This window comes from Neohoeflea coraliihabitans (assembly GCF_019334345.1).
Classification (GTDB): domain Bacteria; phylum Pseudomonadota; class Alphaproteobacteria; order Rhizobiales; family Rhizobiaceae; genus Pseudohoeflea; species Pseudohoeflea coraliihabitans.
Genome location: NZ_JAHWQX010000001.1, coordinates 784527 through 806736, shown reverse-complemented (window position 1 = coordinate 806736; position 22210 = coordinate 784527). Strand labels below are relative to the sequence as shown.

Here is a 22210-nt window from a genome sequence, read left to right as displayed (position 1 = left end):
GATTGAAAGCGTTGCAGCCGACAAAAAAAGACTGATCGGGAGGTTGGTCGGCCACTGTGTCGAATTTGCCCATGTCGGCCGCATCGCATTCGCCCGCCAGCTTAACCCAACCGAAAGGCCTTCTCGGCATACTGGTCAGTTGTTGAGTTAATTCCGGTGTACCGATCATGGCCAAGGCCACGTATCGACTGTTTGCTGTCTTCCGCATGTCGCGCAAGCTGGTGTTGATCACCGGCGGCGTCCTCATGCTTCTCGGGGCATCCGGCACCGCGGCGCTGATCGTCAAGGGTCCGTTCGAGGCAGCCTTTTCGCAAGCCGATATCGACTATTGCGAAACGGTTCATGAGGCACGGTTCACGCGCGGCGGCGAGCGGCGGCTGATTGCGATCATCCGCACCGGGTCGACCTCTCCGGAAGATCGAATCCGGACAGGCCTTCGGCTTGCTCAGCACTTTGCAGAGGTTGAACAGCCCGATCTCGTGACGCTGCAGCTCGTGGCGCTGAACGGCCCGGAAAACCGCGCCGAATTGCGTGGTCCGACCATCGGCACGGAGATCGTCTATGCCGCCAATCCAAACCGGACACGGGCGACGGACCGGGTCTGGGAGGTGCGATATCTCGATGCCCGGCCCACCGAACTGGGATTTTATTTCGGGCCGCGGCGCAGCCTCGATGAACCGGCCATCGCGGCTGCGTTGCAAGAGGTCGAGACTGTTCATGCTTGCGGCGAGGAAAAGGTTGCAGCCGCAAGCGACTGAGACGCCGCTTACCGGCTTGGCTGCACGGCATTCACGCCGCTTCTACTCAACCTTCGATTTGCGCGCCGGAAACAGAATGACGTCGCGGATCGATGGCGCGTCGGTCAATAGCATGACCAGCCGGTCGACACCGATGCCCAGTCCGCCGGCCGGCGGCATGCCCTGGTCGATGGCATCGAGGAAATCCTCATCGAGTTGCTTGGCGCTTTCGCCGCGGCCATGCGCCTGTTCGAGCTGCTCAACCATCCGGGCGCGCTGTTCGACGGGATCGTTGAGTTCGGAGAAGGCGTTGCCGATCTCCCAGCTGTTGCAATAGGTCTCGAAGCGCTCGACGAGACGCGGCTCACCCGGCACTTCCTTGGCGAAAGGCGAAATATCCTTCGGGAAATGGGTGACATGCGCCGGTTCGATGAGCGTCGGCTCGATCTTTTCTTCGAAAACGAAAGCCAGGCATTCGCCCCAGGTCCAGTCATCCTCGATCGTGAATCCGGCGGCGCGGGTTGCCGCGCGTGCGTCCTCGTCGCTCCCGATGGCACGAAAATCGATGCCGGTCGCCTCCTTGACGGCGTCGGGCATCGGCACGCGGCGAAACGGTCCCTTGAAGGAGATTTGCGTCTCGCCATAGGAGAATTCGGTTGCGCCGTGGATGGCCAGCGCCAGGCTTTCAAACAGCCGTTCGACGAGGCCCATGATGTCCTCGTAGTCGGCGTAGGCCCAGTAGCACTCCATCATCGTGAATTCGGGATTGTGGCGCGTCGACACACCCTCGTTGCGGAAATTGCGGTTGATCTCGAAGACCTTGTCGGCAAGGCCTGAGACCAGCGCCCGCTTGAGATAGAGCTCCGGGGCGATACGCAGGAACATGTCGAGTTTCAAGGTGTTGTGATGCGTGCGGAAGGGGTCCGCCGTGGCGCCGCCATAGACCGTATGCAGCATGGGCGTTTCGACCTCCATGAAGGCCTCGCTCTCCATGAAGCGGCGGATGCCGGAGATGATCTGCGAGCGTTGCTGAAAGCGACGCTTGGAATCCTCGTTGGTCATGATGTCGAGATGGCGGCGCCGATAGCGCTGTTCGATATCGGCCAGGCCATGCCACTTTTCCGGCATCGGCAACAGCGACTTGGTCAGCATGGTGATCTGGTGGGTGTTGACGGTCAGCTCGCCGCGCTTGGTGCGACGCACCATCCCGGTGACGCCGATGATGTCGCCGATGTCGATCAACGCCAGAAGATCGCGGGCGTCCTCGTCGGCATAGTCCTTGTGGGTGAAGATCTGGATCTTGCCGGAGGCATCGTGCAGATCCATGAACATGCCGGAATTGCGGGATGAAAACACGCGTCCGGCGACGGTGACGATGTCGCCGCTTTCGCTGTCGGCCTCCAGGCCCTCATATTTTTCCGCCAGTTCGCGGTTGGTGATGGTGCGGTGGAAGTGCGCCGGATAAACAGTTTCAAGCTTCTCGCGCAACTGCTCGAGCTTTTGCATGCGCACTTCGGTGGCGTTGGAGGACAGGCCGGTCTCGGGCTGCTTCTGGGTCATCTGGTTATCCGCTCGGTCTAAAAGGGTCAGGCTTCGATCGACGCTTGCAGCACCTCACGCGCCGTTTTCAGGCGCTGGCGTACCGCGGCGCGGCCCAGCAGTGCCATGGAATCAAACAGGGGCAGCGATCGCGCCGAGCCACTGACGGCGACAAACAGAGGCGGCAGGAAGAGGCGCAGCTTCTTGTCCATGCGCTCGGAGATGGCGCGCAGTTCGGCCTCGATCGCTTCCGCGGTCCAATCGGGCAGGGTCTCGAGCGCCGGGGCGACCTCCTTGATGATCGCCAGGCAGTCGGCGGGCTTGGGTTTGAGCCGGTCGAAATGCGCCGCGGTCAGTTTGAGGTCGGATTTCAGCAGAAAACCGATCAGATCGGGCAGTTCGCCGAACGTCTGAATGCGGCTCTGGGCGAGACGCAGTCCCTCGGTAAGCCGGTCGCCCTGCAGGGCCCACTGGCGCACGCGGGCGAGAAACTCCTCTTCGGAAAGGTTTTCGCGCAGCCAGCGACCGTTGAGCCAGTCGAGCTTCTGGATGTCGAATATGGCTCCGGCTCTCGACAGATTGTCGGTGTCGAACCGGGCGATCAGATCGTCCATCGACAGTAGTTCCTCGCCTTCGGCGATCTGGATGAAGAACAGGCCGAGGAAATTCATCAGCGCCTCGGGCAGGTATCCGAGGCCGGCGTAATATGGAATGGACGTCGGATTCTTGCGCTTCGACAGTTTTGACTTGTCGGCATTCTTCATCAGCGAAAGATGCATGAACACCGGCGGCTCGAGGCCGAGATAGCGGTAGATGAGAATGTGCTTGGGGACCGAAGCCAGCCATTCCTCGCCACGCGCCACATGCGTGATGCGCATCAGATGGTCGTCGACGACATTGGCCATGTGATAGGTCGGCATGCCATCCGCCTTCAAGAGCACCTGCATGTCGACGGCGTCCCACGGGATCTCGACCTCGCCGTAAACGGCGTCGGTGAATTTGCAGCTGCCCTCGGAAGGGATCTTCATGCGCACGACATGCGGTTCACCGGCGGCAATGCGGCTTTTGACTTCTTCGGCCGCCAAATGCAGGCAGTGGCCGTCATATTTCGGCGGTTGGCCGGCGGCGCGCTGGGCGGCGCGCATCTCGTCGAGGCGCTGCGGTGTGCAGAAACAGGCAAAGCCGTGGCCATTGTCGACGATGCGATCCACGAAGGGGCGGTAGATGTCCTTGCGTTCGGACTGCCGGTAAGGCCCGTATTCGCCGCCCTTGTCCGGTCCCTCGTCCCATTCCAGGCCGCACCAGCGCAGCGCATCGAGCACCTTGGTCTCGTATTCGCGGGTCGAGCGGCTGGCGTCCGTGTCCTCGATGCGCAGGATGAACCGGCCGCCATGCTTCTTGGCGAAGAGATAATTGAACAGGGCGATATAGGCGGTGCCGACATGTGGCTCGCCCGTCGGGGAGGGGGCGATGCGCACCCGTGGGATGATGTCTGTCATTGCGATCGTCGCTCGATTTTCTGCGGCCGCCTGACGTGCGCGGCCGTTGCGGCGGTGCCGTATCACGCGTCTGACCGGCATCCGGGAATTTGGTGCGCGTTAGGCCATATTGCCCTGCGCACGTCAAGTATCGGGCCGAGGCCTCGTGGGCGGCCGGAGCCGGTGAGGGGATGGGCAAGCGCGTTGGTGGCGGTTATAGCGGGGCGGAAGTCGCGGCGCATCCCGGAGTGCCGCCAGAGACCAGCTCAGTGCCCAAGGAGGTCGCAATGCAATTCGCAAGCCTGAACGGCGTCACGCTGCACCACCAGGTCATCGGCGCCAAGCCGGACCGCCCGACAGTAGTATTCATCAATGCACTTGGCACCGATTTCCGCATCTGGCGTGATGTGATCATCCGGCTGGCGGGTGAATACGGGCTGATCACATATGACAAGCGGGGGCACGGCCTGTCGGAGACCGGCGCCAGCCTGAAGATGGATGACCATGTCGCCGACCTGGCGGCAGTGATCGATCATTACGGCGCCAAGGATGTCATTCTCTGCGGCTTGTCAGTCGGCGGCCAGATCGCGCTTGGATTGTCCGAGAGGCGTCCGGATCTCGTGCGTGCCCTGATCCTGTGCGATACCGCGCCGCGCATCGGCACCGAGGACATGTGGGATGCGCGCATCGCGGCGATTGCCGAAGGCGGCATGGCGGCGCTGTCGGACACCATTTTGGAGCGTTGGTTCACCAAGGAGTTTCGCCGCGCCGACAATGCCGAGTTCACCGGCTATCGAATGATGCTGGAACGCTGCCCCGTGCCCGGCTATCTCGGCACCTGCGAAGCCATACGCGATACCGACTTCACGGCGATTGCGGCAGGGCTCGCAAAACCAGCGATTTGCGTGGTCGGTGCGGAGGACGGCTCGACACCGCCCGAGCAGGTCGGCGGCATGGCCAAGCTCATTCCCGGGGCGCGTTATCAGCCGATCCCCGGAGCGGCGCATTTGCCCTGCGTTGAAAAGCCGGTGGAGCTGTCGGAGATCATTCGCGCCTTCGTCGAGCAATTGCCGCAGTCTTGAGCATGGCGCCGGCTATGCTTGCGCGCCGCAGGCTCAGAACCGGTCCGGCCGGAACGGAGCGAGGTCGAGCGGCGGCGGCTGGTCACTGACAATGTCAGTGACGAGACGACCCATGGCGGCGGCCTGGGTCAAGCCGAGATGGCCATTGCCGAAGGCGAGAATCACATCGCGGTGTTCCTTCAGGCGACCCAGCACCGGCAGCGTGTCCGGCAGGGACGGGCGATACCCCATCCACTGGCGGCCATTGGCGGGATCGAGGCCGGGCAGGAACTGGCGCGCCTTGTCGAGCATGGCCGTGGCGCGGTCGAAGTTGGGCCGTGCCTTCAGTCCGGCAAATTCGACGGCGCCGCCGACGCGGATGCCGTTTTCGAGTGGCGTTATGACAAAGCCATGCCCGGGGAAGATCAACTGGCGCTTCAGATCGAAGGCCGTGGATGGCAGTGTCGTGTTGTAGCCGCGCTCGGTGTCGAGCGGTAACTCGGCGGCCGAGGTGCCGGTAAGGACGGATTTCGACCAGGCACCGGCAGCAACTATGATGCGGTCCGCTTCAATGCGGCGGCCATCAGACAGATGTGCGGCAGGGCGCTCGCGCCTGAGGTCGAGCCGGGTGACGCGGCAGCGGTCGAGGCGGGCGCCGAGGCGTTCAGCATATGCCCAGACAGCGCGCGCGTAATGCTGCGGCTCGGTGACAGTTTTCCAGGCGGGCACGAAGGTTCCGGCAACAAATCTTGGGCTCAATCCGGGCTGCAAGGCGGCAAGTTCTGCGCCGCGCAGATGGGTATAGGCAATCCCTGCAGCGGCCTTGCGGTCCCACCCAGGCTGGCTGGCGGCGAGTTCATCCTCCGATTCGTAGAGTTCGAGGCAGCCATCGTGGCGGATCATGGCGGCAATACCGGCGCGCTCGGCCAGCGTCAGTGTCTCGTGCTCGGCAATGCGCATCAGTTCCGCCTGGGCCATGGTGGCGGCTTCCACCCGGGCGGGTCGACTGGCGAGGGCGAAACGAAGCAGCCAGGGCGCCAGCCTGAACAGGTAGGCCGGGCGGATTGACAATGGCCCGAGCGGGTCGATCAGCCAGCGTGGCGCCTTCCAGAGAATTCCGGGCGTCGCCAGCGGAATGATATCGGTGAAAGCCAGCGCCGCCGCATTGCCGCGGCTGGTCCTCTCGGCGATACCGGCCGGGTCGAACAGATCGACCTGATGACCGGCTTCCGCCAGCAGAGCGGCAATGTGCACGCCGACAACACCACCGCCAATGACCAGGCAGTGACGGCGCGGGATGCTCATCGCACCTCTTCCGGCGCGGCGGTCTTTGCCGCGTCCCTGAGCATCTGCCGATGCCGGGCGCGATAGCGCTTCCGATCGTCAGCGCTGCGCTGATGGTAACAGCGCAGGCAGGAGACGCCCTCCTCGTAAAGCGGAGAATTGCGCTGATCGGGCGTGACGGGCATTCGACAGGCGCGACAAAGGATTTCCGGGCCGATCTGGAGGCCATGGCCGACGGAAACGCGCTCGTCAAAAACGAAGCAGTTCCCCTCCCACAGGCTGTCTTCGGCGGGGATCTCCTCGAGATATTTCAAAATGCCGCCCTTGAGATGGAAGACGTTGTCGTGGCCCTGTTGGCGGAGAAAGGCCGTGGCTTTTTCACAGCGAATGCCGCCGGTGCAGAACATCGCGATCTTCTTGCCGGCGAGCTGTTCGGGGGCGCCAAGCAGGTCCGAGTTGGCAATCCGGGCGGGAAACTCGCGAAAGGTTTCGGTCTGCGGGTTGATGGCGCGACGAAAGGTGCCGAGCTCGACCTCGTATGCATTGCGCGTGTCGATTACCAGCGTGTCCGGATCGGCAATCAGTGCGTTCCAGTCGTGCGGGTCGACATAGGTGCCGGCCGCCTGGAGAGGATCGATGCCCGCAACACCCATAGTGACGATTTCCTTCTTGAGCCTCACCTTCATGCGGCGGAAGGGTGGTGTCGCGGCATGACTTTCCTTGTGGTCGAGTTCAGCGAGACCTGGGATGGTGCGGATATGCGACAGCACCTTGTCTATACCGGTGCGGGCGCCGGCAATGGTGCCGTTGATGCCTTCGGCGGCAAGGAGCAGCGACCCACGGACGGCGTTGTCCGTGCACACCTTCAGAAGCGGTGCCTGCAGGGCGGCATGATCATCGAGCGGGGCGAAATGATACAGCGCTGCGACGACGACCGGCGGCGTGGATTCAGGGTTTAAAGGTTTGTCACTCATTGCTTTGCGCAATAGCCTGTCTTCGTCAGACTGGCAATCGACCAGACAAGCCCGCTGAGGCAGTTCCTGCCCGCTCACGCGGTGCCCGCGGCGCGGGGCGATGGACAAGGGCGAGGCGAGCGGCTATTCGAAAGCGCAAGACAAAAGGCCCGAAAGGACAGTCGCAATGGCTGACAAGACCGCCGAGCTTCGCGCTATTCTGAAACTGCAGCCGGTGGTGCCGGTGCTTGTCATCGACGACCTGGAAGCGGCTGTGCCGCTGGCCAGGGCACTGGTCGCGGGCGGGTTGAAAGCGATCGAGATCACCTTGCGAACGCCGGTCGCGCTTGCGGCGATCCGCGCCGTGGCCGAGCGGGTCGAAGGCGCGGTCGTCGGCGCTGGAACGGTGCTGACGCGATCGGATTACAAGGACTGCGAGGATGCCGGGGCGCAGTTCGTCGTCTCCCCGGGCACGACGCTGGAACTGCTGCAGGCGGCGCGCAAGTCAAAGGTGCCGATGTTGCCCGGCGCGGCAACAGCAAGCGAGGTGATGAGCCTGCGCGAAGAAGGCTACAGCGTGATGAAATTCTTCCCGGCCGAGCAGGCTGGTGGCGCAGCCTATCTCAAATCGCTGTCATCGCCGCTGGCCGGCACGTTGTTCTGCCCGACCGGTGGAATCACGCTGGCGAAGGCGAAGGATTACCTGGCGCTGCCGAATGTCATCTGCGTCGGTGGCTCATGGGTGGCGCCTACGGAGATGGTCGAGGCCGGCGACTGGAGCGGCATCGAGCAACTGGCACGAGAAGCCAGCGCTCTGGCTGATTAGGTCTCCGCGACCGACAAATAGTGCCCCAGCCGACACATTCCGGTTTGCAACCGGCGGCCAGCGTGCCCATCTGCAATCGAAACGCCGACTTCCCCTGGACTGAGGAGCATCTGAATGATCGATCCAAAAACCATTCTCGACCAGTTTCTCGGCTCTAAGGTGCCGGGCACCGAGCAGACGGTCAGCAGCTCGGCGGAAAAGGCCGGCCAGATGGCCAAGGACAATCCGCTGGCCACCGGTCTTCTGGCGGCAGTGCTGCTTGGCACCGGAGCGGGGCGCAGCCTGACGGGTTCGGCGCTGAAAATCGGCGGTCTGGCAGCCGTGGCGGGGCTCGGCTACCGGGCCTGGCAGAATTACCAGGCCGGCAAGGCGCCCTCGGAGGCAGCGGTCGAGAGCCGGACGCAAAATGCCACCGAGCCACCGCCCCTGAATTCGGGGTTTGCGGCGGACTCGGGCCAGCTCGCCACGCCATTTGCGCTGGCCCTGGTGCGCGTGATGATTGGTGCGGCGCGCGCCGATGGACATATCGACGACAGCGAGCGGCAGCGCATCCGCGACAAGTTGGCGACAGCCGGGCTCGGAAGCGAGGCCATTACCTTCCTGGACAGTGAACTCAGCCGGCCGGTCGATCTCGACGCGCTGATCGCCGAGGCGAACAGCGATGCGGAGAAAGTGGAAATGTACACTGCAGCGCGGCTGGCCATCGAGCCGGACACCCGCGCCGAGCGCGGCTTTCTCGACCTGCTGGCCGGGCGACTGGCGCTGCCGGAAGCACTGATCGAGCATATCGAGGCCACGGTGTCCTCAGCCAAGCGCTGACGGACCGCTTGCGATCGTGCGGCGGGATGACGGCATCGGCGCGTTCCGGGTTTACGCGGCGGGGAAAGCCGCTAAGCTTCGCCGATGCAATCGCGCGTCCGCATTGAAAGCCGGTTTCGCAAGGCTCGATCCCTCCTGTTCATCGTCTGGGTGGTGGCCTCGGCGCTGATTGTCGGCTTGACGGTCAAGTTGGCGGCGGACAGGGCCGAGACGGCGATCCGGCAGGAAGCCGGCGAAACATTGGCGGTGCAGCGCGAGACCCTGACGGGCGTGCTGGACAAATACCGCCTGATGGCGCCGCTGCTGGCGCGCCAGTCGTCGGTGGCGTCCCTGTTTGTTCTTGATGCACAGGACAATCCGCAGGAACTGGCGGCGCGGCGCATGGCGCACTGGCTGACCGGCATGTCGGCGGCGCTCGATGTTGCCTTCTTCTTTCCCGATGGCCGGCTGCTCGGCCATGCGCGCAGCGACTTTGTGGCGCAACGCACAGGGCTTTCCGGATTGATTACCGAGGCCGCGCAGGGGCGGCTGGGGCGGGCGATGCTGTGGCTGGATCCGCAGCGGCGCAGCTATGCTTTCTCCTCGGGCGTGCGCCGCAACAACAAGCTGGTCGGCATTGTCGTCGTCTATGTCGATTTCTTTCGGGTGGAGACGGCGTGGGCGCTGTCCAACAAACCGATTTTCGTGACCGATGCGCAGGGTACCGTCGTCTTGGCCAATGTCGACGATTGGCGCTTGCAACAGGTCGATGCGCTCCGCGCGGGCAGCGGCGGATATCTGCGGTTGAACGCGGACCGGCAACGCGGCGACAAAATCGATCTGACGCGCCACCTTCCGGTGCTCGGCTGGCAGTTGCATGTGCTTGCCGACCCACGGCCGATCACTGTGGCGCGGGTCGCTTTCGGGGCGATTGCCACGCTTGCCTGCCTGCTGTTCGGACTGGTGGCGTTGATCCTGCTGCGGCGCGGTGAGGACGCCATGATCCGCCATCGCGCCGACCGGGCGACAGCCCTGCGCCTCGAACGCAAGGTGCGTGACAGGACGCGCGAATTGTCGCGCAGCAACACCTCTCTGTCGCACGAGGTCGAGGTGCGCCGCCGGGCCGAAGAACGGCTGCGCGCTGCACAATCGGAGCTGGTGCAATCGGCGAAGCTGGCGGCGCTCGGGCAGATGTCGGCCGCCATCAGTCACGAGTTCAACCAGCCACTGGCGGCCATTCGCTCCTACTCGGAGACCGGCCAACGCTTTCTCGATCTCGGCAAGGCCGGCCCTGCACGCGACAATCTCGGCCGCATCAACGCGCTGGTCGATCGGATGGCGGAGCTGTCGCGCACGTTGCTTTCGTTCGCCCGCAAGCCGGGCCAGACGATCGGCCCGGTGCCGCTGCGACCGGTGATCGAGGAAGCGCTGCTTCTGGCGCGACCGCGGGCGCGGGCGGCCGGTGTGGATATTTTTGTCGATGAGAAACTGACCGATCTGCATGTGTGCGGCGGCCGGGTGCGGCTTGGTCAGGTGTTCGTCAACCTCGTCAACAATGCCGTTGATGCGATGGCGACGCGCGAAGACGGCTGGGTCAGGATCTCAGCCCGGCGGCGCGACGGCCGTGTCGAGGTCACTGTCAGCGACAATGGACCGGGGATCGTCTCCGCCGATCTGCAGCGTGTGTTCGATCCCTTTTATACGACGAAAGGACCGGGCGAGGGGATTGGCATCGGCTTGTCGATCGTTGACAACATCCTGCGCGACTTTGGCGGCACCATCACCGTGCACAACCGCGATGAGGGCGGGGCCATCTTCACGATCGACCTGATCGACGCGGCAACTGGCGACGGTACTGGCAAGGACGCCGGCGGGGATGCTGAGGCGCGCGAGAAGGTCTTGGTCTGAGTTCGGGACGTGAATGAAGCGGCAGGGTGCAGGCGGTGCCGGTCGGTTTCGGGGAGGAACAGAATGCGACACATGTCGGCGCTGCGCCAGGAAGACCGCATTGTTCACCTGGTGGATGACGATGCCGATCTGCGCCACGCCCTGACCCAATCGCTTGAACTTGAAGGCTTGAGCGTTGTTGCGCATGCCGATGCATCAGTCATCGATGATCTGCCGCTGCGCGATCTGTATGGTGTGATCGTGTGCGATATCCGCATGCCGGGACGCGACGGCATGGCGGTGTTGAAATCGGTGCTGGCCGTCGACCCGACAATGCCGGTGATCCTGATTACCGGACACGGCGATGTGCAGATGGCGGTCGAGGCGATGCGCAGCGGCGCTTATGATTTCATCGAGAAGCCGTTCGCAGCCAATCGGCTGTTCTCGGTGGTTGAGCGCGCCATCGAGAAGCGCCGGCTGGTTCTTGAAAACCGCATCCTGCGCAATGCGCTGGAAGGCGGTGATGCCCTCTCGGCACGCCTCGTCGGGCGCAATCCGGCGATCCAGCATCTGCGCGCCCAGATCCTGGCGCTTGCGGATACGGATGCCGACGTGTTGATCGAGGCGGAGACCGGGACCGGCAAGGATGTGGCGGCCCGGGCACTGCATGACTTTTCGACACGATCGAAGGGCAATTTCGTTGCAATCAACTGTGCCGCCATTCCGGCAGAGATCTTTGAATCCGAGCTCTTCGGTCACGAGGCGGGGGCCTTCAGCGGCGCCCAGAAACTGCGCATCGGCAAGCTGGAACACGCCAGCGGCGGCACGGTGTTTCTTGACGAGATCGAATCGATGCCGGTTGATCTGCAGGCCAAGCTGCTGCGCGCCATCGAGACGCGCAGCATCGAGCGGCTGGGCTCCAATCGGCAGGTGGCCCTGAATGTGCGTTTCGTGGCGGCCACGAAATCCGACCTGGCGGCTGACCCGGCGCGCTTTCGCAGCGATCTCTACTATCGGCTGAACGTGATCACCTTGAAAATCCCCGCATTGCGTGAGCGCAAGGATGATATCCCGATGCTGTTCTTCCAGTTGGCGCGCGAGGCGCGTGCCCGCTACCGAAGAGAAATCCCCGAGATTCCGCCGGCGCTTGAAGCCGAGCTTCTGGCGCATGACTGGCCAGGCAATGTGCGTGAACTGCGCAACGTCGCTGATCGCTTCGTGCTCGGCATGTGGCCGGGTGGCGCGGAAACCGCGGTGAACGGCGAAGCGAGCCCATCCGGGGGCAGCCTTTCGGACAAGATGGAAGCATTCGAACGCTCGGTGATCGTCGCGGAACTGGCCCGCCATGGCGGGGCGTTGAAGCCGACCTATGAAGCGCTGCAGATTTCCCGCAAGGGGCTTTACGACAAGATGCGCAAACTCGATATCAGCGCCGAGGCCGAGGCCGAGGCCGGTGACCCGGGTGGGTAGAAACTGACACATCAAGGGATGCCACATGGGTGGATTCCTGCCGGTAGCCGGATTGCAGATGAGGGGGCGGCGCGTTCCGCAATGCCGAAAAGCCGGGGTTTTCCGCCCTTTCGGCACAAAGATGCGGTCTGGCACGCATATTGCACGGCGTCGATGAGGTTCTTGGGAGCAAGAAGCTTGGGTTCACCGGCCCGCGGGGCCGGCAGTGGAGGAAAATGACATGAAGAAAATGCTTTTGGGTGCGGTGTCTGCCGCGGCTCTGATGATTTCCGCGCAAGCGGCTCAGGCGCAGTGTGACGACGGTGAGACCGTGATCAAATTCAGCCATGTGGTCGCCGGATCGGGCCATCCGAAGGGTGATGCGGCGACGATGCTGGCGGACCGCGTCAATGAGGAGATGAATGGCAAGGCCTGCATGGAGGTCTTTCCCAACTCGACCCTGTTCGACGATGATAAGGCGCTTGAGGCCCTGTTGATCGGGGATCTGCAACTGGCGGCGCCTTCGCTGTCGAAGTTCGAAGCTTACACGCTGAAATACCGACTGTTCGACCTGCCGTTTCTCTTCTCCAGCCTGCAATCGGTCGACACCTTTACGGCCAGCGAGCAGGGCAAGGGGCTGCTGACGGTGATGGAAGATGTCGGATATACCGGCCTCGGCTACTGGCTGTCGGGATTGAAGCAGTTTTCGGCCAACAAGCCGCTGATGGTGCCGTCCGACGCGGATGGGCTGAAGTTCCGCGTGCAGACCTCCGACGTCGCCGTGGCGATGATCGAAGCAATGGGCGCATCGGCGCAGAAGCTTGCCTTCAAGGAAGTCTACGGAGCCCTGCAGACGGGGGTTGTCGATGGACAGGAGAACACCTGGTCGAACATCTACACGCAGAAGTTTTTCGAGGTGCAGGACGGTATCACCGAGACCAACCACCAGGTGCTGGCCTATCTCCTCGTGACATCGACGGAGTGGCTCAACGGTCTGGATGATGATGTGCGCGAGCAGTTCCTCACACTGGTCGAGGAAGTTACTGCCGAAGCCAACGGCAATGTGGCGGCAAAGGAAGCCGAGAATCGCGAGAACATCCTCAAGGCGGGCGGCGAAATCCGTGAGTTGTCGCCGGAACAGCGGCAGGAATGGGTCTCGACCATGAAGCCGGTTTGGGAACAGTTTGAAGGTGATATCGGCAAGGACCTGATCGACGCGGCAGCCTCGTCCAACGGCAGCTGATTGGAACAGGCCGCGCCCGGCACCATCCGGGCGCGGCTTTTTGAGGGGCATGGGCGGCGCGCGCATGCGCCGATCCGGCGGAGGGGGAATACATGACCAGTCTCTGGCCCCTTGTGGGCGTCCTGATCGTGATCGCCATTGTGCATCTGGCGGAACGCCGCTGGCCGCGTGGGGTGACGCGGTTCGAGGAGAACGTCCTCGCCATCCTCCTGGCGCTGATCACACTGGTGTCGTTCTCGCAGGTGATCGCCCGCTACGGTTTCAACAGCGGCTGGGGCGGGGCGCTTGAATTCACCCGCATCCTGTTTGCCTGGATGATCCTGTTCGGCATGAGCTATGGCTTGAAACAGGGCATGCATCTGGGCGTCGATGCCGTGCTGCGCCTGCTGCCGCCGCGGCTGTTTCGCGGCCTGGCGATCTTCGGCGCGTTCTGTGCCTTTCTGTATGCGGCCATTCTTCTGTGGTCGGGCTGGCTGGCTGTCTTCGGTATCGATACGAAGGGCGGCGCCATCGCCTACTGGCAGACCATGTTCAAGGTCGGGATCGGGCTGGATGACCTGCGCTGGCCGGAATGGATGCAGGAGACGTTCGGCCTCAGAGAGCGGGTGCAGCGCTGGATTGCCTATCTGATCCTGCCGGTCGGCCTGGGACTGTTCGGCTACCGCGCCTTGCAGGCGATGGTGGCGATCTGGCGCGGTGAGCGCGAGATGGTCATTGCGGGGCACGAGGCCGAAGAACTTGTCGCCGAAAACCGCGACCTTCTGAAGGATTGATGGCGATGGAACCGATCCTTCTCTTCGTGATGGTCATTGGCCTCCTGTTTCTCGGCGTCCCGGTGGCCGTGTCGCTCGGACTGTCATCGGTGCTGCTCATCGCGCTGTTTTCCAATGATTCCATGTCCTCGGTGGCGATCCAGCTGTTCACCGCCTCGCAGAACTATACGTTGCTGGCCATCCCGTTTTTCGTTCTCGCCTCGGCGTTCATGTCGACAGGGGGCGTTGCCAAGCGCATCATCCGTTTTGCCATTGCTGCGGTCGGTCATTTCCGCGGCGGGCTGGCGATGGCCAGCGTGCTGGCCTGCATGCTGTTTGCCGCGCTGTCGGGCTCGTCTCCGGCCACCGTGGTGGCGATCGGCACCATCGCCATCGCCGGCATGCGGCAGGTCGGATACACGAAGGAATTCGCAGCCGGCATCATTGCCAATGCCGGTACGCTCGGCATTCTCATCCCGCCGTCGATCGTCATGGTTGTCTACGCGGCGGCCACCGATGTGTCGGTCGGTCGGCTGTTTCTGGCCGGCGTGATCCCGGGGATCGTTGCCGGACTGATGCTGATGGTCGCCATCTACATCGCGGCGCGCTGGAAGAATTTGCCGGCCGAGCCGTGGCGCGGCGTGTCCGAACTCCTCGAAGGCGGCAAGCAGTCCGGCTGGGGGCTGTTCCTGATCGTCATCATCATCGGCGGGATTTATGGCGGTGTCTTCACGCCGACCGAAGCGGCGGCGGTGGCAGCCGTCTATTCGTTTCTGGTCGCCCTGTTCGTCTATCGCGACATGGGTCCGATGAAAGGCGTGCACTGGGTGGCAGACACTGACAGCCGCGCCGCCCGCGTGGGCTTTTCGGCCACGGTCTATGCGCTCGCCTTCTTCTTCGTGTGGATGATCCTGAGCTTTTTCCTGACCGCCGATTGGGAGGGAGTCACCCTGGCCGGGCGCTCACAGCTGGGCGGTCTTTTGGCCATTCTCGCCGGACTGGCCTATGCGACGTGGCGTGGCGGCGGCGTGGGCAGCATACCCGGCGCACTGATCGCCGGTCTGCCGGTGTGGGGGCGCAATCTCAGCCTGATGGGGCGCAATTCCGGCCGCGCCTTCTTCAACGAAGATACCCGCAAGGTGATGGTCGATGCTTCGAAAACGACGATCATGTTGATGTTCATCATCGTCAATGCCTTGCTTTTCGCTCATACGCTGACCGCCGAACGCATTCCCGACGCGATCACCACGGTGATGCTCGATTACGGCTTCAACTGGTTCACCTTTCTGATCGCGGTGAATGTCTTGCTGCTGATCGGCGGGCAGTTCATGGAGCCGTCAGGCCTGTTGCTGATCGTCGCGCCGGTGATCTTTCCGATCGCCATGGAACTGGGCGTCGATCCGGTGCATCTCGGCATCATCATGGTGGTGAACATGGAAATCGGCATGATCACGCCGCCGATCGGGCTCAACCTGTTCGTGACATCCGGGATCACCGGGATGAGTCTGGTGCAGGTGGTGCGTGCCGCCCTGCCGTTCGTTGCGGTGCTGTTCCTGTTCCTGATCCTGGTGACCTATGTGCCGGTGCTGTCGACCTGGCTGCCCTACGGGCTGATGGGGCCGGAACTGGTGACCCGCTAGTCTCCACATCGCCTCCCGGGAAAAGCGCTTGGGGAACAAAGCGCTTTGTGAAAGGTTGTGCGCGGGCGGGGCGGCAAAGCGTGTCGGATATGTATCTGGAGTTCATAGAGTCCTATCAGGCGATCATCGGACTGGTGGTCCTGGCGGTGATGTTTGCCGGGTTCCTCTCGGAACGCTATCCGCCGGAAGTCATCGCAGCGACCGCCGCAGCCCTTTGCATGGTTCTGGGCTTTGTCTCGCCCTCCGAGGCGATGGCGGCTTTTTCCAATCCAGCGCCAATCACCATCGGAGCCATGTTCATCCTGTCGGGCGCACTGGTGCGCACCGGCGTCCTGGATGCGCTGGCGGAAATGGTGGTGGCGCGCGCCCAGAACCATCCGACCCTTGCGATCGGCGCCTTCATTCTGGTGACCATGCTCGCTTCGGCGTTTGTCAACAACACGCCGATTGTGCTGGTTCTGATCCCGGTGGTCATCAAGCTGGCGAAAACGGCAGGCGTTGCCCCGACGCGCTTGCTCATTCCCCTGTCCTACATCGGTATCCTTGGCGGCACACTGACCCTGGTCGGCACATCGACCAACCTTCTCGTCGATGGCGTGGCGCGGCAGCAGGGACTCGAGCCGTTCGGCATTTTCGAGATCACGCCCATCGGCATTGTCGCGGCGATCTCAGGCTTGATCTCGATCGGCATCATGGGACGTTTCCTGTTGCCGGATCGCGGCCATGCCGAACAGGACCTGCTGCTTGGCGAGACCGAATTTCTCACCGAGGTCACCCTGACCGCTGAAGGTGAAGAAGGGCGGACAATTGCCGACATTGCCAAGTTCAACCGGCCCGGCATGACGGTGACCGGCATCCGGCGCGGCAAGGAGCTGACGCGGGCCGGCCTTGAGGATTTCGCACTGCGCAAGGGTGATACGGTGATCGTGCGCGCGCCGACCTCCGAAGTCCTGACGCTGAACAGTCTGGAAGGGGTGCGTGTCGGTCTGCGCGGTGCGCAGAAGCCGAGCGAGACTACCATGGTCGTCGAGGCCGTGGTGGCGCCGCGGCGGGTGACGCAGGGTGTGCCGATTTCAGCCCTGTCGCTCGGCCGGCGCTTCGGTATCCGGGTTCTTGGCGCGCATCGGCACAATCACATTCCCGGACCCGACCTCGGCGCCGTACGCCTGAAGGCGGCCGACAAATTGCTGATCGAAGGACCGCCTGAGGGGTTCGAGGAGCTGTCGACGGAGACCGATCTGGTCTCGGTTACGCATCCGTCGGGACGGGCCTATCGCCGCGGCAAGGCGCCGATCGCACTGATTGCCCTGGGGCTGGTGGTGGCGCTTGCGGCGTTTGGCGTCATGGAAATCGGCGCGCTGGCGATGATCGCGGTCGCGGCGATCCTGATCCTGCGCTGCATCGACGCCGACGAAGCCTGGGGGGCGCTGGACGGTTCGATACTGGTGCTGATCTTCGCCATGCTGATTGTCGGGCGGGCCCTGGAAAACAGCGGATCTGTCGATCTGGTGGTCGCCGCCCTGACGCCGGTATTGACCGCGGTGCCGCCGCTTCTGGCGTTGCTGCTGATCTATTATGGCGCCTCGATCATGACCGAACTCGTTACCAACAATGCCGTGGCGGTGGTGCTGACGCCGGTGGTCATCGGGCTGGCGGAGCCGCTCGGGATCGATGTACGCGCCATTCTGATGGCCGTGATGTTCGGCGCTTCGGCCAGTTTTGCCACGCCGATCGGCTATCAGACGAACACGCTGGTCTACGGCGCGGCCAACTATCGCTTCAGCGATTTCCTGAAGATCGGCGTGCCGATGAACCTGGTCGTCGGCGCATTCAGCACGCTGGCGATCTATCTGTGGTTCGGCTAGGGTCAGGACCCACTAATGTGACTGAAATGGCGTTCGATAGGGCAAGGGCTGGAAGGAAAAGCCCGCAGAGCGGAGCATGGGTCCCCTCTCAAGGGTTTGACATAGTAGGCCGCCGCCGGATCGATTGTCCTTCGGATCGGGCGTATTCGCACGCTCTCCATCGTCGCAAGCCATTGAAAGTCAGGAGACTTCCTGCAGGCTTGCTCCCTGGTTCCGCACAAACGTTCCGATCATTTCAACCAGTTTAATGGGACCTGACTCTAGGCCGGCTGCTCAGTCGCCAGAAACTCATCGATGCGCTCGAAGGCGTCGCGAATGGCCACGTCCGAACTGGCGCAGGAGATGCGCAGATAGCCCTCGCCGAAGTCGCCGAAATCAGGGCCGCCGATCAGTGCCACGCCTGCCTTTTCGAGCACGGCGCGGGACAGGTCCTTTGCGAACCACCCGGTTGCCTTGATGTTGGGGAAGGCGTAAAAGGCGCCGTTCGGGCGAACACAGGTGACATTGTCGATGCGGTTGGCCAGATCGGTGACCAGTTGCCGGCGGCGATCGAAAGCGGCGAGCATGTCGTGGACATGATCCTGCGGCCCATCAATGGCGGCTATGCCGGCCCATTGAGCCGGCGCGTTGACGCAGGACCAGGAGTTGACGGCAAGCTTGCGCATGGCTTCGTAGAGGTGCGGCGGCCAGATGGACCAGCCCAGTCTCCAGCCGGTCATGGCCCAGGTCTTTGACCAGCCATTGAGAACGATCAGGCGGTCGCGAATTTCGGGAAAGGCGAGCAGCGACGTGTGCTCGGTGCCATCATAGGTCATGACGTCGTAAATCTCATCGGAAAGCACGACGACGTGCGGATGGTTTTCAAGGCCGGCGAGCAGTTTCTCAATCTCGATACGCGGCGTCACGGCACCCGTCGGATTGGAGGGGGAGTTGATGATCAGAAGCCGGGTATCGGCGGTGATCAAAGACAGGGTCTCTTCGGCCGAGAAGGCGAAAGCATTGTCCTCGCGGAGCGGTACCGGGACCGCCCTGGCACCGGTGAAATCTATCATCGACCGATAGATGGGAAAGCCGGGGTCAGGATAAAGGATCTCGGCGCCGGGTTCGCCAAGCATGGAAATGGCCGCATACATGGCAGGCTTGCCGCCCGGCGTGATCATCACCGTTTCCGGCGAGATCGCGACGCCGGTCATGGTGTGCACCCGGCGGCAGACGGCTTCGCGCGTGGGCAGCAATCCATTGGCCGGTGTGTAACCATGGTGCCCGTCGCGCAGGGCTTTGACAGCAGCCTCGACCACATGGGGTGGCGTCTGGAAGTCCGGCTGACCGATGCCGAGATTGAGAATGTCACGCCCCTGCGCGGCAAGTTGAGTGGCGCGGGCGAGGACGGCAAAGGCGTTTTCCTCACCCATGCGCGCGAAAGCGGCAATGGGCTCGGGGCCCTTGGCATCAAGGTTGTTCAGGCTCGGCATAAGCTGTCTCTTTTCGGTAAGGGGCGTTCATCCGCCGGACCCTGTTGTGCTGTGACGCAAATTCATGTCCTATCGCGCCGGTGAATTCAAATGGAACGGGCAATGACGGACCTTGAAAAGTGGACAGGGCGGCCAGCGCCGCAGCCGGTGGCGTTGAGTGGACGGCATGTGATGATCGAGCCTTTCCGGCGCGATGTGCATACCGACGCCCTTTGGGACGCCTTTGGTGGAGCTGAGGTCAACGCGCTGCTGCGCTATTTCTTCAGCGGGCCTTTCGAGGCGGCCGATCAGCTTGCAGCCTGGCTCGAAGAGACCGCCGCGGCGGGAACGATCGTCAATGTCTTCAGGTCGCGGCGCTCGGGAGATGTGGTCGGCATGGCGTCCTACATGCGGCCCGATCCGACGCATGGCGTGATCGAAATCGGCTCCGTGGCGCATGGCAAAGCGATGGCGCGCACGCCCATGGCGACCGAAGCGCATTATCTGCTGGCCAAGCACGTCTTTTGCGAGCTGGGCTATCGGCGCTATGAATGGAAGTGCGATGCGCTCAATCTGGCATCACGGCGCTCGGCGCTGCGGCTGGGGTTCAGCTTCGAGGGCATTTTCCGGCAACATATGGTTGTCAAGGGCGCCAATCGCGATACGGCCTGGTATGCGATGCTGGATCATGAATGGCCAGCGATTCAGGCCGGTTTCGAAGAATGGCTGGCCAGTGAGAATTTCGATGACAACGGGCAGCAGCAGCAGACATTGGAAAGCTGCCGGCGCGCCGGTAACGCGAACAGGAAAGGAATACCCAGTGGCGCTGAACAAGTCTGACAAATCGGCACTGCTGGCCGCGGCGGCCATTCTTGCTGCTACCTTCGCGGTCTTCTACCTGATGCCGGGGATCATGACCTCGCTCGGCGCTGTGTCGCCGGTGCTGGCGATCGCCGCCGGTGTGGCGGCGGTGCTGGCCTTCTTCGCAGTATTCTGGCTGCGCGGCCGCTACCGCCGTGGTTCCGGCGCATCCGATCGCGATGAAAGCGGGTCCTGACCCTGAAATCAGCGTTATAGCGCGGCGGTAAACAGCACCAGCCCAAGTGCCAGGATCAACGCGGCGCCGGCAAGTTCGATTGCCGTACCGACCCCGGCGGCGCGGCGATCACCGGCGTAGCGCAGGGCAAGGCCCTTGGCGCCGACCGCAAGGGTGGCGAGGATCGAAACGGTGATCGCCGTGCCAATGGACATGGCGAGGACCGATAACACGCCGCCGAGAAACAGACCGTTGAGCAGGGCAAAGGTGAGCACAAGCAGGGCGCCGGAGCAGGGCCGCAACCCGACGGCGATCACGGCTGTCGCGGCCTCCCGCAAAGACAGATCGCGCCCGTTGATGAGGGCTGGGTCAGGAGCATGCGCGTGGCCGCAACTGGCGCACACAGCGCCGTCGTGCTGATGCGCGCGCGCATGTGAATGGTCGCTCGCGTGGCCAGCGACCGATAGCGAAGAGTGATGGGTGGCAGGACTGCGCCTGAGGGCAAGCGCAGCCTTGCGCCACAGCAGCCAGGCACCGAAGGCGGCGATCAGCAGATAGCTGGCCAGCTCCATGAAGTGGGTGGCATCGGTCATGGAAACGGCTGTGCCGCGCAGAGCCAGCCATGCCGCGGCAACCACGAGCAGCGCCGTGGCGCCCTGCAACAGCGCCGACACGAATGAAAGCACGACACCGCGGCGCAGCGCCACCTCGTTGGCGAGCATGTAAGATGAGATCACTGCCTTGCCGTGGCCGGGGCCGGCGGCGTGGAATACGCCATAGGCAAATGACAGACCGATCAGGAGCGCCAGTTTCGAAGGGTCCGAGCGCATGGCCTTGAGGGCGCCGGTCATGGCCCTGTAGAAAGCCTGCTGGCGTTCATTGATGAAGGCCAGGATCTGCCAGCCGGTACCGCTCGGCATCGCAGAGGGCTCGGCGCTGCCGATGCCGAGGGGCGATTGGGCATGGCCTGTCGCGGGCAGGAGTAGAATTGCCGCACAGGCAATCACCGCAAATGCGACCGTCCGGGACGCTGGTCCCGCAGATTTCAACCGCATGTGAATTCGATCCGCGTTGCGAAAAGTTTGGACAGGTCGTTGGCGCCGTCGGTTTCGTAAAACGCTTCGGTCAGGCTGTCCTGGTTCTCGGCGATGACCTGATCGGGGTCCGGCCGAACGATCCTGGTGGCGCAGCGGTCGGCGGCGGCACCGGTGACGACAAGGTCGGCATCGGTCGCGAAATCGATGGCTGCATACATGGTCGGATCATAGACGCCGACCGAGACCGTGCCGTCGAGCGCCAGCGTGCGTTCCGGCTCGACGGCGAAGATCAGCAAGAGCTGACCGTCCTGGTAGTCGGCGTGGATCTGCGCCGGGCGCTTGACCGCAAGGTCGGCCCCATTGTCGATGAGCGTGGTGTAATAATTGAAATCGGCGAGCGAGTCGCGGACGATGGCGCCAACCTCGGCAAGCTCTTCCGGTTCGAGGGTCAGATTGCGATTGGTGTCGTAATCCATGACGACACTGGCGGAGAAAACCTCGTCAAAGCGCCAGACATTGCGCAATTCGACAATTGTTCCATCGGCGGCAGTCTCGACCTCGAGCCGGGCTTGCGCGAATATATGCGGGTGAGCGAGTGCCGGAGCGGCGAGAATGCTGAAAATGCCTGCAACGCAGGACATTGCCGTGATCTTCGTTCGATTGAACATGCGTAGCCTCTTTCCATCGCTCCGTGCCGCCGCAGCGTTGCCGTGCTGATGGCATGAAAATGCGACACAAATCCGGCCAATGCCCGTTGGCGCAGCACGATTCGGTCTGTCTTGCAGCCTGGCAGCATGCGAATCTTTAGCGGTGCTGGCTGCCGATGACCAGAGGCTGATCGGCTGCGGATGACGCAGCGGCAGCACGGCCCGATCTTTTTGCTGTCCGGCCAAATTTTTTTCTTGATTCCGATTCCGCGAAATCCTATTTCTCGGCTGCCCAAAGTCGCACGTGCCTGTGGGTGTCCGCCGGGTCTCGATATGGCGAGATCACGGCAAGGTACCTGGAACTAACCCCTCCAGTCGCTTTCCGGCCCACCGGGCAAGCGAGGACATCTTGAAGCAACGACGGTGCGGGCCTTTCTAGTGTCTGCCGGCTTTCCAACAGCCGGGGTTACTGAAGAGGCACACCTTCATTGCCGGAAGTGCGGTCGGGTTTTCCCTCCAAACCAAGG

19 protein-coding genes are annotated in these 22210 nt (G+C 62.9%); 12 read left to right on the top strand and 7 right to left on the bottom strand.

Going from position 1 to position 22210, the window contains the following annotated elements; translation table 11 throughout:
* The first annotated feature begins 167 nt into the window (after positions 1-167).
* Positions 168-758, top strand: coding sequence for a hypothetical protein (locus tag KY465_RS03800; RefSeq protein WP_219200056.1), 591 nt, complete (start codon positions 168-170; stop codon positions 756-758).
* A 42-nt stretch (positions 759-800) separates the two neighbouring features.
* Here KY465_RS03800 and lysS read toward each other — a convergent pair whose 3' ends face one another.
* Complete coding sequence (gene lysS, locus KY465_RS03795) at positions 801-2297, bottom strand: lysine--tRNA ligase (RefSeq protein WP_219200054.1); 1497 nt, start codon at positions 2295-2297, stop codon at positions 801-803.
* Positions 2298-2323: 26 nt separating this feature from the next.
* Positions 2324-3775 (bottom strand): glutamate--tRNA ligase, encoded by a 1452-nt coding sequence (gltX, locus tag KY465_RS03790; RefSeq protein WP_219200052.1) that lies wholly within the window; start codon positions 3773-3775, stop codon positions 2324-2326.
* 266 nt (positions 3776-4041) lie between these two features.
* Between gltX and pcaD the strand changes: the two genes are divergently transcribed.
* Entirely contained in the window at positions 4042-4836 is a 795-nt protein-coding gene (gene pcaD / locus KY465_RS03785) for a 3-oxoadipate enol-lactonase (RefSeq protein WP_219200051.1), read from the top strand.
* 33 nt (positions 4837-4869) lie between these two features.
* Here the strand turns inward: pcaD and KY465_RS03780 are convergent, their stop codons facing one another.
* The gene (locus KY465_RS03780) at positions 4870-6120 is read right to left on the bottom strand and encodes an NAD(P)/FAD-dependent oxidoreductase (RefSeq protein WP_219200049.1); all 1251 of its coding nucleotides are present in this window, start codon (positions 6118-6120) and stop codon (positions 4870-4872) included.
* Positions 6117-7073 carry an oxygen-dependent tRNA uridine(34) hydroxylase TrhO gene (gene trhO, locus KY465_RS03775; protein WP_219200047.1) on the bottom strand — a complete coding sequence of 319 codons (957 nt, stop codon included), beginning with the start codon at positions 7071-7073 and terminating at the stop codon, positions 6117-6119. The genes KY465_RS03780 and trhO overlap by 4 nt, the downstream gene beginning before the upstream one ends.
* 166 nt (positions 7074-7239) lie before the next feature.
* Between trhO and KY465_RS03770 the strand changes: the two genes are divergently transcribed.
* From KY465_RS03770 to KY465_RS03735, 8 genes are all read left to right on the top strand, one after another.
* Positions 7240-7878, top strand: a complete 639-nt coding sequence (locus tag KY465_RS03770; RefSeq protein WP_219200045.1) for a 2-dehydro-3-deoxy-phosphogluconate aldolase — start codon at positions 7240-7242, stop codon at positions 7876-7878.
* A gap of 114 nt (positions 7879-7992) precedes the next feature.
* Complete coding sequence (locus tag KY465_RS03765) at positions 7993-8697, top strand: tellurite resistance TerB family protein (protein WP_219200043.1); 705 nt, start codon at positions 7993-7995, stop codon at positions 8695-8697.
* A gap of 84 nt (positions 8698-8781) precedes the next feature.
* Positions 8782-10584, top strand: coding sequence for a sensor histidine kinase (locus tag KY465_RS03760; RefSeq protein ID WP_219200041.1), 1803 nt, complete (start codon positions 8782-8784; stop codon positions 10582-10584).
* Between the two features lie 63 nt (positions 10585-10647).
* Entirely contained in the window at positions 10648-12033 is a 1386-nt protein-coding gene (locus KY465_RS03755; RefSeq protein ID WP_304650918.1) for a sigma-54-dependent transcriptional regulator, read from the top strand.
* 220 nt (positions 12034-12253) lie between these two features.
* Entirely contained in the window at positions 12254-13255 is a 1002-nt protein-coding gene (locus KY465_RS03750) for a DctP family TRAP transporter solute-binding subunit (RefSeq protein WP_219200040.1), read from the top strand.
* A gap of 92 nt (positions 13256-13347) precedes the next feature.
* On the top strand, positions 13348-14028 hold the full coding sequence (locus KY465_RS03745) for a TRAP transporter small permease (protein WP_219200038.1): 681 nt from the start codon (positions 13348-13350) through the stop codon (positions 14026-14028).
* 5 nt (positions 14029-14033) lie between these two features.
* Positions 14034-15647, top strand: a complete 1614-nt coding sequence (locus tag KY465_RS03740) for a TRAP transporter large permease (protein ID WP_219200036.1) — start codon at positions 14034-14036, stop codon at positions 15645-15647.
* Positions 15648-15736: 89 nt separating this feature from the next.
* Positions 15737-17512, top strand: coding sequence for an SLC13 family permease (locus KY465_RS03735; RefSeq protein ID WP_219200760.1), 1776 nt, complete (start codon positions 15737-15739; stop codon positions 17510-17512).
* A 260-nt stretch (positions 17513-17772) separates the two neighbouring features.
* Here KY465_RS03735 and KY465_RS03730 read toward each other — a convergent pair whose 3' ends face one another.
* The gene (locus KY465_RS03730; RefSeq protein ID WP_219200034.1) at positions 17773-18984 is read right to left on the bottom strand and encodes a pyridoxal phosphate-dependent aminotransferase; all 1212 of its coding nucleotides are present in this window, start codon (positions 18982-18984) and stop codon (positions 17773-17775) included.
* Positions 18985-19086: 102 nt separating this feature from the next.
* Between KY465_RS03730 and KY465_RS03725 the strand changes: the two genes are divergently transcribed.
* Both KY465_RS03725 and KY465_RS03720 read left to right on the top strand, forming a co-directional pair.
* Positions 19087-19803: a GNAT family N-acetyltransferase gene (locus tag KY465_RS03725; RefSeq protein WP_219200032.1), complete on the top strand. Its 717-nt coding sequence runs from the start codon at positions 19087-19089 to the stop codon at positions 19801-19803.
* Positions 19784-20020, top strand: coding sequence for a hypothetical protein (locus KY465_RS03720; protein WP_346432585.1), 237 nt, complete (start codon positions 19784-19786; stop codon positions 20018-20020). The genes KY465_RS03725 and KY465_RS03720 overlap by 20 nt, the downstream gene beginning before the upstream one ends.
* A gap of 14 nt (positions 20021-20034) precedes the next feature.
* On the opposite strand, the gene KY465_RS03715 is transcribed toward KY465_RS03720, so the two are convergent.
* A complete protein-coding gene (locus tag KY465_RS03715; RefSeq protein ID WP_428982942.1) occupies positions 20035-21048 on the bottom strand; it encodes a nickel/cobalt transporter in 1014 nt (337 codons plus the stop codon).
* Positions 21045-21704, bottom strand: a complete 660-nt coding sequence (locus KY465_RS03710) for a DUF1007 family protein (protein ID WP_255561420.1) — start codon at positions 21702-21704, stop codon at positions 21045-21047. The genes KY465_RS03715 and KY465_RS03710 overlap by 4 nt, the downstream gene beginning before the upstream one ends.
* Positions 21705-22210 lie beyond the last annotated feature (506 nt).

Excerpts from the sequence above, each read along its gene's own strand:
- KY465_RS03800 (WP_219200056.1), top strand. The coding sequence starts at position 168 with ATGGCCAAGGCCACGTATCGACTGTTTGCTGTCTTCCGCATGTCGCGC.
- lysS (WP_219200054.1), bottom strand. The coding sequence starts at position 2,297 with ATGACCCAGAAGCAGCCCGAGACCGGCCTGTCCTCCAACGCCACCGAA.
- gltX (WP_219200052.1), bottom strand. The coding sequence starts at position 3,775 with ATGACAGACATCATCCCACGGGTGCGCATCGCCCCCTCCCCGACGGGC.
- pcaD (WP_219200051.1), top strand. The coding sequence starts at position 4,042 with ATGCAATTCGCAAGCCTGAACGGCGTCACGCTGCACCACCAGGTCATC.
- KY465_RS03780 (WP_219200049.1), bottom strand. The coding sequence starts at position 6,120 with ATGAGCATCCCGCGCCGTCACTGCCTGGTCATTGGCGGTGGTGTTGTC.
- trhO (WP_219200047.1), bottom strand. The coding sequence starts at position 7,073 with ATGAGTGACAAACCTTTAAACCCTGAATCCACGCCGCCGGTCGTCGTC.
- KY465_RS03770 (WP_219200045.1), top strand. The coding sequence starts at position 7,240 with ATGGCTGACAAGACCGCCGAGCTTCGCGCTATTCTGAAACTGCAGCCG.
- KY465_RS03765 (WP_219200043.1), top strand. The coding sequence starts at position 7,993 with ATGATCGATCCAAAAACCATTCTCGACCAGTTTCTCGGCTCTAAGGTG.
- KY465_RS03760 (WP_219200041.1), top strand. The coding sequence starts at position 8,782 with ATGCAATCGCGCGTCCGCATTGAAAGCCGGTTTCGCAAGGCTCGATCC.
- KY465_RS03755 (WP_304650918.1), top strand. The coding sequence starts at position 10,648 with ATGCGACACATGTCGGCGCTGCGCCAGGAAGACCGCATTGTTCACCTG.
- KY465_RS03750 (WP_219200040.1), top strand. The coding sequence starts at position 12,254 with ATGAAGAAAATGCTTTTGGGTGCGGTGTCTGCCGCGGCTCTGATGATT.
- KY465_RS03745 (WP_219200038.1), top strand. The coding sequence starts at position 13,348 with ATGACCAGTCTCTGGCCCCTTGTGGGCGTCCTGATCGTGATCGCCATT.
- KY465_RS03740 (WP_219200036.1), top strand. The coding sequence starts at position 14,034 with ATGGAACCGATCCTTCTCTTCGTGATGGTCATTGGCCTCCTGTTTCTC.
- KY465_RS03735 (WP_219200760.1), top strand. The coding sequence starts at position 15,737 with ATGTATCTGGAGTTCATAGAGTCCTATCAGGCGATCATCGGACTGGTG.
- KY465_RS03730 (WP_219200034.1), bottom strand. The coding sequence starts at position 18,984 with ATGCCGAGCCTGAACAACCTTGATGCCAAGGGCCCCGAGCCCATTGCC.
- KY465_RS03725 (WP_219200032.1), top strand. The coding sequence starts at position 19,087 with ATGACGGACCTTGAAAAGTGGACAGGGCGGCCAGCGCCGCAGCCGGTG.
- KY465_RS03710 (WP_255561420.1), bottom strand. The coding sequence starts at position 21,704 with ATGTTCAATCGAACGAAGATCACGGCAATGTCCTGCGTTGCAGGCATT.